Source organism: Streptomyces sp. R28 (genome assembly GCF_041052385.1).
Classification (GTDB): domain Bacteria; phylum Actinomycetota; class Actinomycetes; order Streptomycetales; family Streptomycetaceae; genus Streptomyces.
The window spans coordinates 499,241-513,122 of sequence record NZ_CP163439.1; the positions used below are offsets into that span (position 1 = coordinate 499,241).

Genomic DNA, 13,882 nt, shown 5'->3' on the forward strand with positions numbered 1-13,882 from the left:
GGCAGGAAGCACCCCATGCACGGCGACTTCTCCCGCGTCATCTTCGATCCCGCCCGGCGGTTCTCCTCGGTCCTCTCCCAGCAGGGGCGGGTCCAGCTCGATGCCGAGATCAACGAACAGACGGCGATCCTCCTGCACTACATGCGCACGCTCGCCGCCGACCTCCTGGGGCCGGCCGCCTACCCGCCCGACAAGGACGAGGACGCCCTCGGCGGGTTCGGGGTCGACGGTTTCGACGGGGACACCTTCAGCGTGGCGCCGGGCCGCATGTACGTCGACGGCATCCTGTGCGAATGCGACGGCACCGACTACTGGGACCAGCCCGACGGCCACCTCGAAAGCGACCGGGAGGACGACCGGCTGCCGTCCGGGCCGTTCCTCGTGTATCTGCGGGTGTGGGAGCGCCTGATCACCGCGGTCGAGGCGCCCTGGATCCGTGAGGTGGCGCTCGGACCGGGCGGCCCGGACACGACCGCACGCACCCGCGTGGTCTGGCAGGTGTGCCTGCTCCCGCTGGAGCCCGGCTCCTTCAGGCCGGACATGCGCAGCGCCGCGGGCTTCCTGCGGGAGCGCCTCCGGGGCGACTTCGAGCCGCGTGGCCTGCTCGCCGCCCGGACCAGGCACCCCGACGAGGACCTGACCCCGAGCGAGCTGCCCCCGTCCTCCGGCTACCGGGGCCCCGAGAACCAGTTGTACCGGGTCGAGGTGCACCAGGGCGGCAGGGAAGGGACCGCGACATTCAAGTGGTCGCGGGAGAACGGCTCGGTCGTGCTGCCCGTCCGGAAGATCGACGGCGCCACGGTCGAGCTGGAGACGCTGGGCCGGGACGACAAGCTCGGTGTGGACATCGGCGACGTCGTGGAGATCGTCGACGACGCGACGGTGTGCCGCGCCGCCTCGGACCGGCCCGACGCGAGGTACGGACGGCTGTACACGGTCCGCCAGGTCGACTACGCCGGATCCCGGGTCGAGCTCGACGCCGAACCCGCCGACGATGCCGGCGGGCGCCGGTCACTTCACCCCTTCCTGCGCCGCTGGGACAGCGAGTGCGACGAGGGAACGGCCCTTCCGGTGCGGGAGGACGCGTGGCTGCCGCTGGAGGACGGCATCGAGATCCGCTTCTCGCCCCACGATGAGTGGCCCCGCGTCTACCGCCGCGGCGACTACTGGCTCATCCCGGCCCGGGTGCTCACCGGGGACGTCGAATGGCCCCGCAGCCGCGAGGGCGAGCCGCTGCGGCGCCGGCCGCACGGGGTGCACTACCACTACGCACCGCTCGCCTACATCGATCCACACGGCGGCGACTTCGAGCTCGTCGATCTACGGGTGCCGTTCCCGCACCGGCGGTAGACCGGCGGGGCGACCCGTCGAAGCCCGGTACCGGGACTCAGAGTTCGGGGAGGACGAAAACGAAGAAGTACCAGACGGCGAAGAGCAGGATGATGAGGAGGAGGACCACGGCCCAGCGCGTACCACCGGTCGAGACCTCGGCGCCGGTGGTCAGGTTGTACAGCCGCTTGACCCGCAGTGTGCCCCGTTTGGCCTTGCCCACGGCGCGCACCCGGTCCCCCTCGGTGACGGCGCCCTCGAAGGAGTCGCCGCGCATCTCCACCGGGACCAGCCGCACAGGACGGCCTCGGCGGTCGTACACCTCCACGCGGAAGTTGCAGACGATGACCGTGCCTGTGTTGCCGCCGCTGCCGCGTACCTCGGTGCGCAACTGCACATCGCGCGCCACGCCCTGGACGCTGCCGCTGCCCTGGAGGGTGCCGACCGGGAGCGGGGGCGGCGGTTCCGGCTCGGGCTCCGGCTCCGGCTCCGGCTCGACCGGGGTGTTCCACAGGGGTGGTGGGGGGACGTACGGCCGGGGCGGCGGGGGGGCGGCTCCGGGGGTGGAGGGGGCGGAGGCGGTGGCTTCGGCCGCGCGAACACGGTCCTGGGCCAGTGGCGCCGCCACCCTCGCGTCGCGGTGTCCTGGCCCTCGTCGTATGCCGGGAGCCAGGCACCGCAGTGGCGGCAGCGCTGGGCGTCGGGCGGTGCCTCGGCTCCGCATCGCTCGCACGTCCAGGCGCCGTCCACTGTCGTGACCTAGTCGACGCGGTAGGTGACGTAGTAGGCCGAACCCTCCGCGGGCGACGAGGCGAGCCTGGCGATGGGGCCGGCTCCCTGCTCGGACTCCTCGATGCGGATGGAGCCCAGCAGGTCGTCGTCGGAGGCGCTGTCGTAGTCCCAGAGGGAGAGGTTCTGCACGAAGTCCACCGGCACGCTCACGCCCAGCGGCTGCGTCTGGCCGGAGTTCACCGAGCCCGTCGAGCCGTTGCCCGGCCAGATGGCCCCGTCGACGCCGCCCGAGGTGGTCGTCGTGATGTACAGGTCGTCCGGGTCACCGCGGGCGGCATCGATCGCCGCGATGGCCTGGGGTATCGACTGCACGAAGGCCTGCGCGGAACTCACTCCGACCTCGTTCAGCGGGACTTTGCCGGCGAGTGCGCCCAGCGCCTCGTTCACGGTCGCGTCGGTGCCGGTCGCGGCATGGACGCAGTAGACGTCGAGAATCGTGGCGGTCGCGGTCATGAGTCGTCTCCTCCAGTGGTGTTTGTCGTCTGCCCTGGTCCTGGCCCCGCTGTCACCCGGCCCCCACGAGCTGCCGCCACGTCTTGTTGCCGACGATGCCGTCCGCGGTGAGGCCGTGGCCGGACTGGAACCGCTGCACGGCCTCGTGGGTGCGCGGACCGAAGTTGCCGTCCACGACGAGGGGCGGGTTGCAGCCGAGGTCGTTCAGGCGTTGCTGGATGTTCTTGACACCCTCCGTGACGGTGCCCCTGCGGGCGAAGGGCTGGTCCGCCACCGTTCGTTCGGGGCGGCTCGGGTGTTCGGCGAGCCATTGCGCGACGTCTCCCGGCAGGTCGTCGGGTCCGTGCGCCTCTCCGGGCCGCCAGCCCTCCACCCGCCGGATCGCGTCCGCGAACGTGGTGAGCTGGTTCTCGTCCAGGGCGGCGAGGGATGTGTCGGTACCGACCCCCATGGCGTCGGCGACCTGCTGGGCGTACCGCTGGGGGTCGTTGGCCCCGTGCCCGGCCGGTGCGTACGCCTTCATCACCTCGAGGACGGTCTTGTTTCGACGGCGTGCGAGATATCCGCGCACGGCCTGGAATCCCGTCTCCTCGTCGGGGAAGACGGCGAAGATGTCATTGTGTTTACCGGGATACGCGCCGTAACTCACGGCTTCGTCAGAGCTGATGATGTTCCCGGGATTCTGGTCGTTCCAGGCGATACTGCCTCCCGTGCGCATCACGTCGTCGTAGAAGACATGGTCCACACCGAGAATGCTGATGACGTCGCCTGGTTCCAAGTCGGTCGCGTTGGACCAGTTCATGACGGCCTCCGAGAGCCTCCGAGAGGCGGGAGCGCAGATATGCGGGACGCCGACTGAGGGCATTCACCGCCGCCGGACCACGGAGAATCCGGATCGGGCGGGTAGCGATTCCAGTATAGGCGCGGCCCTCTCGGGCAGCCACCGCGCAATTTGTTTCGCATTCCACAACTGCCCTTTTCCGGGAGGTGATTGCAGTCGCCATCGACCAGGCAGGGCGGGAGAATGGAACGCGGTTGGGCCGGTGACTCGAACAAGGAGCAGGACAGGTGTCCGCATTCACCATCGACATGTCGAGCCCGTTCCCCGGCGGCTTCACCGCCGGCCTGGGCGGACCCGGCACGGGGGGCCACCAGTCGCCCCACTGGTACATCCAGTACGGCATGGATCTCGGCGCCCCCGCGGGCACTCAGGTGTATGCCGCCTTCGACGCCCACATCACCAAGTACAGCCCGCACGACCCGGCCACCGACAGTGGCAAGGTCTACGGCGCGCAGCTTTTCATGCGCTCCCCCAACGACGAGATGGGCGGCTTCTACACCCATCTCACCGATGTCCCGGGCGGGCTGGGCGTCGGCACACAGGTCTCCCGCGGGGATGTGCTGGGCCAGGTCTACGAGTTCGCGGGCATCGACTCGCATCTGCACCTGGCGCTGGTCGAGATCATCGGCGGTGCACCCAATGGCACGTACCAGGGTGTGGATCTGTACCAAATGTTCCTGGACACCGCGAACTCCGGCACGGTCACGTCGGTCACCTTCAACCAGACGGCTCGCCTCCCACCCGGGGCGACGGGGGGTAGGGGCGGTGGCGGCCAGGTCTTCCGCCTCGGGTCGATCCGCGGCATCCAGCAGGGAACGGCGGCCGGAGACCTCTGACCTCCAGCCGCCGACCGTGCACCGGACCGATGCGGGACCCTACTGGACGAGTTCCCAGTCCTGTGACCCGTCGGTGACCGCGCTCTGCAGAGTCAGCGGCGCGCCCTCGGTCGCACCGGTCAGGTACAGGCTCGTGTTCTTGACCGATTGCAACTTGTAGAACCCGTCGGCGGTCTTGATGAGGTTCCAGCTGCCCGTGGTGGTGTTGTCGACCCACTGGCCGATCCGTTGGCCGACCGTCGCGTTCCCGGTCCAGACGGCCGCCGCGCGGCCGCCCGACTTGTTGAGCAGGGTTACGCCACCGCTGGGTTCGGTCACCACATGCCAGTACTGGGTGTCCCCGTTCGCCGCCGAACCGGGCGCCTCCAGGCGGACGTCGGGAACGTCTCCGTTGCCGATGTTCGCGTCGTTGGTCTTGTTTCCGGTGCCGATCACCTGGTCGGTCTTGCGATTCACCAGTTGGTGGTAGGCGCCGTCGGAGTGGCCCAGGTCGACCTCGGCGAAGCGGAGCGTCGACGTGCCCTGGTTGTTCAGTATGGAGACGCGGCCGGTGCCCTCGACGTACTGCAGGTTGCGGCTGTATCCGGCCTGCGAGGTCGTCTGGTACTCCTTCCACGCGCCGTCGCTGCGCCCGCTCTCGTTGACCCAGACGTTGCCGCTGCCGGCGGCGTTGTAGACCAGGCGACCGCCGGGGAGCCTGATGAGGACCGGGCTGCCGCCCGTCGCGAGAGCGCGGGAACCGGCGTCGAGCGGCAGTGCGGTGACACCCGTGCCCGTGGCGGGGCCGCGGAAGAACTTCAACGGGTCGTCGGCGAGCACGTATCTGGTGTTCGCTCCGCCGGCCCAGTACTCGAAGGTCAGCAGCCACTTGCCGTCCGTCGTCCGGACGACGTTCGTCATGCCCGGGCGTCCGCCGCCGATCTCCGACTTGCCGCCGCCCATGTCCTGGGTCAGTCCGGCGATGTCGACGACGGGCGAGCTCCACGCCGTGCTGCGGCCGTCCCAGGTCTTGTGGACGAGGATCTGGCCCTTGGAGTCCGTGGCGGTGTCGTTGGCGGGGTCCAGGGTCGGGACGCCGGTGGTCGCGTTGAATCCGGTGTAGTCGTTCTCGTCGGAGTAGTAGCAGACGAGTTGGCCCTTGTGGACCATCAGGTACGGCTCCCAGAGGGGGTCTGCTTGTTCGTGTTCGCGGCGGCGATGTTCTGGCCGGTCGCGCCCGCGCTGCCGCCCTGCCAGCCGCCGGTGGCGATGACGTTGACGACCTTCCACGTCGCGCCGTCGTCGGTGCTGGAGTACAGGGCGATCGCCAGGTCCTTGCGGTCCCCGTCGTTGGACGGCGTCCAGTTGGGGTCGGCGGCTTTGTGCTCCTTGTAGTAGTGGTCGTCGCCCGACACGACACTCGCGAGGAGCAGGGTGCCCTGCTTGAGGTTCCCGACGTCCTGCGGCAGGACGTAGAGGTACGGGTTGGTCCAGTTGCTCGTGTGGTTCGGCTCGTTGAACAGCTGGAAGCTGCCGATCACCGAGAAGAGCAGGGTCAGCAGGAGCGCCGGCCGCAGCGCGGGCAGCTTGATCGACCAGGCGATCCGCCAGGCGCCCGCCCCGTCCATCGCGGCCGCCTCGTACAGGTCCTGCGGGATGGTGCGCAGCGCCGCGTACAGGATGATCATGTTGTAGCCGACGAACTCCCAGGTCACGATGTTCGCCAGACTGCCCAGCATCCAGCTCTCGCTGAGGAAGTGCGGGGCCGGGAGGTCCAGCTCCCGGCTGAGCTGGGCGAACGGACCGAAGTCGGGGCCGTACAGATAGCCCCACATGAGCGCGGCGACCACGCTCGGGACGGCGTACGGCACGAAGATGCCGAGTCGGATCAGGCGCGCCAGCCGCAGCAGGCCGCTGTCCAGGACGAGGGCGAACACCAGGGCCAGCAGCAGCATCAGCGGGACCTGGATCACGAAGAACAGGGCCACGCGGCCGACGCCGTGCAGGAGCAGGGGGTCCTGGAGGGCGGTGACGTAGTTGTCCAGGCCGACGAAGACCGTGCCGCCGATGAGGCGTTGCTGGAAGAGGCTGAGGTAGGCGGCGTAGCCGAGCGGGGCGAGGAACAGCAGGAGGAAGAGGATCAGGAACGGGGCCACGAACAGGGGGCCCGGCCCGCCGAACCGGCGGCGCGGCGGTCCGGCTCGGCGCGGCTTCCTGGCGTAGGCGGCGGTGGTGGCTGCCATCTCAGGCCCCCTTGACCGTGAAGCCCTGGTTCTTGGCGTACGTCGTCAGCCGTGACTGCCAGGTGCCGAGGGCGGCGACGGCGTCGGCCCGGTCGGCGAGGGACTTGCCGACGGTCTCGGTCCAGTCCTTCGCCGCCTGGTCCAGGAACGGCGGCCACTGGAAGGAGGTCGGGACCGTGTCGCTGATGTCGGCGAAGATCTGGTTGACCTTCTGGCCGCCGTAGAAGGCGGGTGCGTCGTCGGTGAAACTCGGGTCCGCGAGCAGGGACTTGGTCGCCGGGAAGAAGAACTGCTCGGTGGCGAACATCTTGGCGCTCGCCGGGTCGCTGTTGAGGAACTGGGCGAACCGGGCCGCCGCGATCGGGTTCTTCGTGGCGCGGATGACCGCGGTCGTGGAGCCGCCCCAGTTGCCCGAGACCGGCTTGGCCGCGTCCCACTGCGGCAGCGGCGCCGCCCGCCACTTGCCCGCGGTGGACTTGGCCGAACCGGACAGGAACGCCGGGCCCCACGCCGCGGTGAGCCAGGTGGCGTACTTGCCCCTGTTGAACCCGGCGTACCACCCGTCGGTGAAGTCCGGGTCGGTGCTGATGACACCTTCCTTCGCGAGCCCGCCCCAGTACCCGGCGAGCTTCTTGGAGAGCGCGTCGGCGACGCTGATGGAGAGGTCGCTCCTGCCGGAAGTGGCGTACGGCTTGGCGCCCGCCTGCCACAGCAGACCGTGCCAGGCGGCGGGCTCGTTCGCCGCGAGGTTGGTGAGGTAGACGTCCGGGTCGGCCTTGTGGAGCTTGCGGGCCGCGGCCGCGAACTCGTCCCAGGTCTTCGGCACTTGGATGCCGTGCTTGTCGAAGATGTCCTGGCGGTACAGCATGCCCATCGGGCCGGTGTCCTGCGGGATCGCCCAGACCTCGCCGGCTGGTCCGCTGACCTGTCCCCACGTCCAGTCGACGAACTGGTCCTTCAGCGCCGCGGCGCCGTACGGACTCAGGTTCAACAGGCTGTCCGTGATCGTGAAGGTGGGGACCGCCTGGTACTCGACCTGCGCCAGGTCCGGAGCGCCGGTGCCGGCCTTGAGGGCGGTACGCAGCTTGGTGTAGTGCTCGACGCCCTGACCGGCGTTGACGACCTTGACCTTGATCGCGGGGTACTTCTTCTCGAAGAGGGCGATCTCCTGCTCGATGTCCGGGACCCAGGTCCAGAACGTCAGTTGGGTCGGCGTGTTCATCGCCTTGTCGATGTCGGCCTGACTGACCGGCTTGGTGGAGGTGGAGGAGCCGCCGGAGTCGCTGTCACCGCTGCACGCGGCGAGCGCGGCACCGAGGGACACCGCTCCGGTCGCGGCGAGGAACCGCCGGCGGCTCATGGAGGACGTGGGAACGAAGGATCTGGGCATGGTGAACTCCCGCCGATGGGCATAGGGACGGCACGCCTGGCGAGGGCGCGTCGCACGGGTGGGAAGGGAGAGGAGGTGGGGAGGAGCAGAGGTGGAGCGGTGGGGAGATGTGAGGTGGGGCGAGGCGCGGACGTCGCTACCAGGGCATCGAGGTCGCCATGTTCGGGCGTGCGTCGCGCGGGCTGTGACCGGTATGCGCGTCACGTGCCGTACAGCGGAAGTCCACGGTTGTGGAAGGGTTTTGCGGGGCGAGGCGGGGCGAGGCGGGGCGGGGGGGCACCTGCTCAGAGCCAGCCGCAGGCGGGCTCACCGCCCGGCCCTGAGCGGGTGCCGCTCTGACCGGGGGGCTACTCAGTCGCTGGTGGACGGTCTGTTGCCGGCCTGCGGTCCGTTCCCGCCCGGCGGTGCGTGTGCCGAGTCATTCGACCGGGGGGCCGAACGCCGACCGCGCGCCAAGGCCTTCCGGGCCGCCGGGGGTGCGGTCGAGGCACGGACGACCAGTTCGACCGGCGGATCGCTCGCCGGCGCCGGCTCCGCGTCCGGTTTCTCGATGGCCTGCACCAGAAGCCGGAGCCCCTCGTGCGCGACGGCGTCGAACGGCTGGCGCATCGTGGTCAGCGGAGGCGTGACATAGGCGGAGACGGGGATGTCGTCGAAGCCGACGACGCTGACATCGTCCGGCACGCGCAAGCCCGCTTCCGTCAGAGCGCGGATCAGACCGATGGCCATGTCGTCGTTGGCGGCGAACACCGCGGTGACGTCACCGGCGGCGGCCAGTTCGCGGCCCGCGGCATAGCCGGACTCGGCCGACCAGTCGCCCTCGATGACGGACGGCTGCTGTCTGCCGCGCGCCGACAGCGCCGCCCGCCAGCCATCGAGGCGGTCCCGGGCGGCGAACCACCGTTGCGGTCCGGCGAGGTGATGAACCGTCACATGGCCGAGGTTCAGGAGGTGTTCGGTGGCCGCCCGCGCCAGTGACTCGGCACCGACCCCAGCGGTCACGGCCCTGGGGCCGCCGAACGTCGCGGGCGCACCGAGGACGAGGACCGGCACGTCGACGCTGAGGGAGGCCGATCCTTCGTCACCCTCGTCGATCGGTTCGGATACGACGATGCCGTCCACGCCCTGTTCGAGCAGCGACTCCACGGCCCCGGCGACGCCTCCCGGGTCGCCCTCCAGCGTGTTGTACACCCGGAGCGCATAGCCCGCGTCCCGGGCGGCCCGTTCGATGCCGATGAGCAGCGAGGCCGGCCCGTACAGGGCGGTCCCCAGCGCGACCACGCCGATGGTGCGGGTGCGCCCCGAGGCCAGCGCCCGGGCCGCGCTGTTCATCCGGTAGCCGAGCGCCTCGGCGGCTTCGAGGACACGCCGGCGCACGTCGTCGGAGACGTAGCGCTCACCGTTGAAGACCCGGGAGACCGTCTTCTGGGAGACGCCGGCCCGTCGGGCCACGTCCACGGCACGCGGCGCGGCAGGGCTCCCGCCCTGGCCTCCCACTCGCGTCATCGGTGTCTCCCCTGTGTCCGGCGGCTCAGATCCTAGCGAGTCAGAGCCGGTCGCCAGGAGCCGATGTCCCGCCGATGTCCCGTATGACTGCGCTGTCATGACTGCGGTGTCATATCTACGCAGTCGAACAGGACGTGTCAAGACTTCGCACAGCATCACGGCAACCGCGACAAGGCACACACCCCTGGCCGGCACTCCACGGCAGGACCTCTGGCAGGCGCGCCGTCACAGGCCGCCCGGCAGGTGCCGAGAGGCCGCGTGATCCGGCGCGGTAGGTTCCCACCTGGACGAACATGCGGAGGTGCCGTGGGCGAGCAGGGCCGGCAGGACGGGCAGCGGGAGATCACGACCGCGAAGGAGGCGGCCGACAACGACCTGGTCCTGGCGTTCGGACGGTTGCAGGGTGCCGCGAACCGGCTGGAATACCTCCTGGGCCGGCGGATAGAGGAGGAGTGCGGGATCAGCCACCTGATGTACGAGGTGCTGCTGATCCTGGGGCGGGCCGGCGACCCCGGGTTGTCGATGCGGGCGATCGGCCAGGAGCAGGTGCTCACCACAGGTGGGGCGACACGACTGGTGGACCGGATGCAGGCGGCCGGGCTGGTACAGCGCGTGACGGATCCGGCCGACGGGCGAGGGCGTCTGGTGCGACTGACGCCACTGGGCGAGGAGACCGCCGTACGCGCCTCCCAGCTGCACGTGGAGAACATCAAGCGGTACTTCCTGGACCCGCTACCCCCTTCCCACCGGGAGCGCTTCGCGGAGGACCTGCGGATTCTCAGCCACTCGGCCCGCACCTCCCTCCCCCTGCTTCCCTGAGCGGGCCGCCGCACCACGGACGTGCGGCACGCCGCTCCCACGGCGAGACTCGAGTCACTCCGAGCGGATTCCCCCGTATGGAAATATCTGACGCGTCAGATAATGTTGCCCGGGTGAGCGTCCGTACAAGGCGGGTGCCACATCCTCTCGAGGTCCTCGATGCAACTCATCTACGTCTTCGATGCCTACTGCGGCTGGTCGCACGGTTTCTCCGCAACACTGGGCGAGATCACCTCCAGGCATCCCGAACTGCCGGTTGAGGTCGTCTCCGGCGGCCTGTTCACCGGGTCGCGCCGGGTTCCGATCCGCGAGTTCGGGTACGTCCAGGGCGCGAACGCCCAGATCGCCGAGCTGACCGGCGCCGAGTTCGGCGAGGGCTACGAGCGGCTGATCGCCGACGGCTCGTTCGTGATGGATTCCGAGGCCGCCGCCCGCGGTGTGGCCGCGCTGCGCCGGGCGGCTCCCGACCGTACGGCCGAACTGGCCGCCGCCCTGCAACGCGCCTTCTACATCGACGGGCGGAGCCTGTCCGACCCGGCGACCTACCGACAGCTCGCCGAGGACGCGGGGCTGGACGCCGAGGCCGTCGTCGCCGCGTACGAAGCACCGGCGACGCAGGCCGACGCGGAAGCCGACTTCCGCCGCGCCGCCGAGCTGGGCGTCACCGGATTCCCCACGCTCCTCACCCTCGACGCCGGCCGTGTCACCACCCTGGCCCGCGGACACGCCACCGCCGACGAAGTCGACCAGCGCCTGTCCGCCCGCACCTCGTGACTCCCGTCCCCTCTCCCTCTTCCCCTCTTCGTTTCCCCCTCTCCATTTCCCCCTCCGAGAGCTAGGAGCACTTCCATGAGCACGCTCGACTTCAAGGTCCTCGACCTCGACTTCCCCGCCGGCAGCAAGAACAAGACCGCCACCCTCGTCACCGGCGAGAGCGAGGCCCTGCTGGTGGACGCCGGCTTCACCCTGGCCGACGGCCACCGCCTGGCCGCCGAGATCCTCGACTCCGGCAAGAAGCTCACCACCGTCTTCATCAGCCACGGCGACCCCGACTTCTACTTCGGCGCCGAAGTCCTCGCCGACGCCTTCCCCGACGCGAAGTTCGTCGCCACCGAGCACGTCATCGAGCACATCCAGCACTCCTACGAGGGCAAGCTCAAGGCGTGGGCGGCACTCGGCACCAACCTGCCCACCCGCCTCGTGGACATCGCACCGCTCACCGGCGACCTCTCCCTGGAAGGCCACCGCTTCGAGCTCAAGGGCGGCCCGGCCGAGCTGTCCGACCGCCACTACCTGTGGCAGGCCGACCAGCGCGCGATCCTCGGTGGCGTCCTGCTGTTCCAGAGGGAGCACGTCTGGGTCGCCGACACCCAGACCCCCGAGCAGCGCGCCGCCTGGGTCAAGCTGCTCGACGAGATGGCCGCCCTCGACCCGCAGCTGGTCGTCCCCGGTCACCGTCTGCCCGACACCGCCGCCGACGTCTCCGCCATCACGGCCACCCGCGACTACCTGGTGGCGTTCGAGGAGGAGCTGGCCAAGCCCGCCGATGGCGCCGCACTGACCGAGGCCCTCGTCGCCCGCTACCCGGACAACGGCATGCTGATCGCCGCCCAGATCGGCGCCAAGGTCGCCAAGGGAGAGATGAAGTGGGGCTGACCATGACCGACTTCGCCACGTCCACCGCCCCCGCCGACGTCGTACGCCGCCAATACCTGGCGTCCGCCAACAGGGATCTGGAAGCCCTGCGCGCGACCCTCGCCCCCGACGTGGAGTGGAAGGAGATGGCCGGCTTCCCGCTGGCCGGTACCTACCGCACCCCCGAGGGCGTGACCTCCAACGTCATGGAGCAGCTGGGCAAGGAGTGGGACAACTGGACCGCCCATGACGACACTTACGTCGTCGACGGCGAGAACGTCGTCGTCCTGGCCCGCTACACGGCCGCCAACAAGGCGACCGGCAAGCGGATCGACGTCCGCGTCGCGCACCACTTCGTCGTACGCGGCGGGCTGATCGTCCGCTTCGAGCAGTTCGTGGACACCGCCAAGGTTCGTGAGGCCATGACCGACGACGCTTAGCCGCGACGACCGCACCCGTCCATGCCGATGCACGGGTGCCGTCACGGCCTCAGGTGGTTAGCGGGCGGGTTGGGAAGTGTGCGAGCACTGTTCTCGGCGCCACGAGGGCGGACGGTGACAGGGAAGACCTACCCCCTGGTCCGCGGTGGGGGGATGCTGCCCGTCACCGCCAACTCCCGGTACCACAGGGCACTGTCCTTGAGCGTGCGACGCTGGGACTCGTAGTCGACGTGGACGATGCCGAAGCGCTTGGAGTACCCGTAACCCCACTCGAAGTTGTCCATCAGCGACCACACGAAGTACCCGCGCAGATCGACGCCGGCGGCGAGTGCCCGGTGGGCGGCGGTGAGGTGGCGACGTAGGTAGTCGACACGCTCGGGGTCGTGGACGGCGTGGGTGCCGTCGGGGCGGGTGGTGAGGTGGTCGTCGAAGGCCGCGCCGTTCTCCGTGATGACCAGGGGCTGGTTCGGGAACCGGGTGTGCAGATCGAGGAGGAGTTCCTCGAGGCCGTCGGGGTCGATGTTCCAGCCCATGGCGGTGTGCGGGCCGTCCTGTTCGACGAACTCGACCTGGGGCGAGCCGGGCCACGCCGAGCCGCCCATGTCCTTGTGACCGTCATGGTTCTGACGCGGTGTCATGCCGTCCCACAGGCGGACGGTCGTGGTGGCGTAGTAGTTGACGCCGAGCAGGTCCAAGGGCTGGTGGATCTGGGTGAGATCGTCGTCCTCGACGAACGCCCAGTCGGTGACGGCGGCGGTGTCCTCGATGAGGTCCGCCGGGTAGTGGCCGCGCAGCAGGGGTTCGGTGAAGGAGCGGTTGGCCAGCGCGTCGATGCGGCGCACGGCCTCTTCGCCGCCGTCGCCCTTGCCCCTGAGGACGTGGAAGTTCAGGGTGACGGAGTACTGCGGATCATTGGTGGTGACCGCCCTGAGCTGTTGAACCGCCAGGCCGTGGGCGAGGTTGAGGTGATGCACCGCCTTCAGTGCCGCGGCGCCGTCGGTACGGCCGGGGGCGTGGGCTCCGGATCCGTAGCCGAGGTAGGCGGAGCACCACGGTTCGTTCAGGGTGGTCCAGATCGGGACGCGGTCGCCGAGGGCTTCGCCGACGGTACGGGCGTAGTCGGCGAAGGCGTGGGCGGTGGCGCGGTTCGTCCAGCCGCCGGTGTCCTCCAGGGCCTGAGGCAGGTCCCAGTGGTAGAGGGTGGCGACCGGCGTGATGCCTCGGTCGAGAAGGCCGTCGACCAGGCGGCTGTAGAAGTCCAGCCCCTTGGGGTTGGCCGGGCCCCGGCCGGTGGGCTGGATACGCGGCCAGGCGAGGGAGAACCGGTAGGCCTGCAGACCCAGGGACGCCATGAGGTCGAGGTCGTCTTCGAGGCGGTGGTAGTGGTCGGCGGCGACGTCACCGGTGTCGCCGTTCCATGTCTTGCCCGGGGTGTGGGAGTAGGTATCCCAGATGGAGGGACCGCGGCCGTCCTCGGTGGCGGCGCCTTCGATCTGGTAGGCGGCGGTCGCGGAGCCGAGGATGAAGTGGGCGGGGAAGGACAGGGGCTCAGCGGATTCCTGCCGGGCTGTCGGCATGCACGCTTCTTTCTGATGAGTATCGGTAAGGATCGGGTTACC

General features: G+C 69.7%; 14 protein-coding genes. 6 read left to right on the forward strand and 8 right to left on the reverse strand.

Annotation, left to right across the window (positions count from 1 at the left end):
• The first annotated feature begins 15 nt into the window (after positions 1–15).
• Positions 16–1,350, forward strand: coding sequence for a DUF6519 domain-containing protein (locus AB5J49_RS02170; RefSeq protein ID WP_369166754.1), 1,335 nt, complete (start codon positions 16–18; stop codon positions 1,348–1,350).
• Between the two features lie 37 nt (positions 1,351–1,387).
• Here AB5J49_RS02170 and AB5J49_RS02175 read toward each other — a convergent pair whose 3' ends face one another.
• The 3 genes from AB5J49_RS02175 to AB5J49_RS02185 all read right to left on the reverse strand — a co-directional run bounded on the left by AB5J49_RS02175 (position 1,388) and on the right by AB5J49_RS02185 (position 3,376).
• The gene (locus AB5J49_RS02175; RefSeq protein ID WP_369166755.1) at positions 1,388–1,957 is read right to left on the reverse strand and encodes a hypothetical protein; all 570 of its coding nucleotides are present in this window, start codon (positions 1,955–1,957) and stop codon (positions 1,388–1,390) included.
• A 131-nt stretch (positions 1,958–2,088) separates the two neighbouring features.
• Entirely contained in the window at positions 2,089–2,574 is a 486-nt protein-coding gene (locus AB5J49_RS02180) for a hypothetical protein (protein ID WP_369166756.1), read from the reverse strand.
• A gap of 52 nt (positions 2,575–2,626) precedes the next feature.
• Positions 2,627–3,376, reverse strand: a complete 750-nt coding sequence (locus AB5J49_RS02185) for a peptidoglycan-binding protein (RefSeq protein ID WP_369166757.1) — start codon at positions 3,374–3,376, stop codon at positions 2,627–2,629.
• Positions 3,377–3,642: 266 nt separating this feature from the next.
• On the opposite strand from AB5J49_RS02185, the gene AB5J49_RS02190 reads away from it, so the two are divergent.
• Positions 3,643–4,251, forward strand: coding sequence for a peptidoglycan DD-metalloendopeptidase family protein (locus tag AB5J49_RS02190; RefSeq protein ID WP_369166758.1), 609 nt, complete (start codon positions 3,643–3,645; stop codon positions 4,249–4,251).
• Positions 4,252–4,290: 39 nt separating this feature from the next.
• On the opposite strand, the gene AB5J49_RS02195 is transcribed toward AB5J49_RS02190, so the two are convergent.
• The 4 genes from AB5J49_RS02195 to AB5J49_RS02210 form a co-directional block, all read right to left on the reverse strand.
• On the reverse strand, positions 4,291–5,400 hold the full coding sequence (locus AB5J49_RS02195) for an RICIN domain-containing protein (protein ID WP_369166759.1): 1,110 nt from the start codon (positions 5,398–5,400) through the stop codon (positions 4,291–4,293).
• Positions 5,400–6,473 carry a carbohydrate ABC transporter permease gene (locus AB5J49_RS02200; RefSeq protein WP_369166760.1) on the reverse strand — a complete coding sequence of 358 codons (1,074 nt, stop codon included), beginning with the start codon at positions 6,471–6,473 and terminating at the stop codon, positions 5,400–5,402. Before AB5J49_RS02200 ends, AB5J49_RS02195 begins: the two co-directional genes overlap by 1 nt.
• Before the next feature lies 1 nt (position 6,474).
• Positions 6,475–7,863: an ABC transporter substrate-binding protein gene (locus AB5J49_RS02205; protein WP_369166761.1), complete on the reverse strand. Its 1,389-nt coding sequence runs from the start codon at positions 7,861–7,863 to the stop codon at positions 6,475–6,477.
• A 351-nt stretch (positions 7,864–8,214) separates the two neighbouring features.
• Positions 8,215–9,369 carry a LacI family DNA-binding transcriptional regulator gene (locus AB5J49_RS02210; protein WP_369166762.1) on the reverse strand — a complete coding sequence of 385 codons (1,155 nt, stop codon included), beginning with the start codon at positions 9,367–9,369 and terminating at the stop codon, positions 8,215–8,217.
• A 306-nt stretch (positions 9,370–9,675) separates the two neighbouring features.
• Between AB5J49_RS02210 and AB5J49_RS02215 the strand changes: the two genes are divergently transcribed.
• The 4 genes from AB5J49_RS02215 (at position 9,676) to AB5J49_RS02230 (ending at position 12,263) form a co-directional block, all read left to right on the forward strand.
• Complete coding sequence (locus AB5J49_RS02215; protein ID WP_369166763.1) at positions 9,676–10,188, forward strand: MarR family winged helix-turn-helix transcriptional regulator; 513 nt, start codon at positions 9,676–9,678, stop codon at positions 10,186–10,188.
• 159 nt (positions 10,189–10,347) lie between these two features.
• Positions 10,348–10,962 (forward strand): DsbA family protein, encoded by a 615-nt coding sequence (locus AB5J49_RS02220; protein ID WP_369166764.1) that lies wholly within the window; start codon positions 10,348–10,350, stop codon positions 10,960–10,962.
• A gap of 75 nt (positions 10,963–11,037) precedes the next feature.
• On the forward strand, positions 11,038–11,844 hold the full coding sequence (locus tag AB5J49_RS02225; RefSeq protein WP_369166765.1) for an MBL fold metallo-hydrolase: 807 nt from the start codon (positions 11,038–11,040) through the stop codon (positions 11,842–11,844).
• A gap of 2 nt (positions 11,845–11,846) precedes the next feature.
• Positions 11,847–12,263 (forward strand): nuclear transport factor 2 family protein, encoded by a 417-nt coding sequence (locus AB5J49_RS02230; RefSeq protein WP_369166766.1) that lies wholly within the window; start codon positions 11,847–11,849, stop codon positions 12,261–12,263.
• 128 nt (positions 12,264–12,391) lie between these two features.
• Here the strand turns inward: AB5J49_RS02230 and AB5J49_RS02235 are convergent, their stop codons facing one another.
• Complete coding sequence (locus AB5J49_RS02235; RefSeq protein WP_369166767.1) at positions 12,392–13,840, reverse strand: GH1 family beta-glucosidase; 1,449 nt, start codon at positions 13,838–13,840, stop codon at positions 12,392–12,394.
• Between the last annotated feature and the right edge of the window lie 42 nt (positions 13,841–13,882).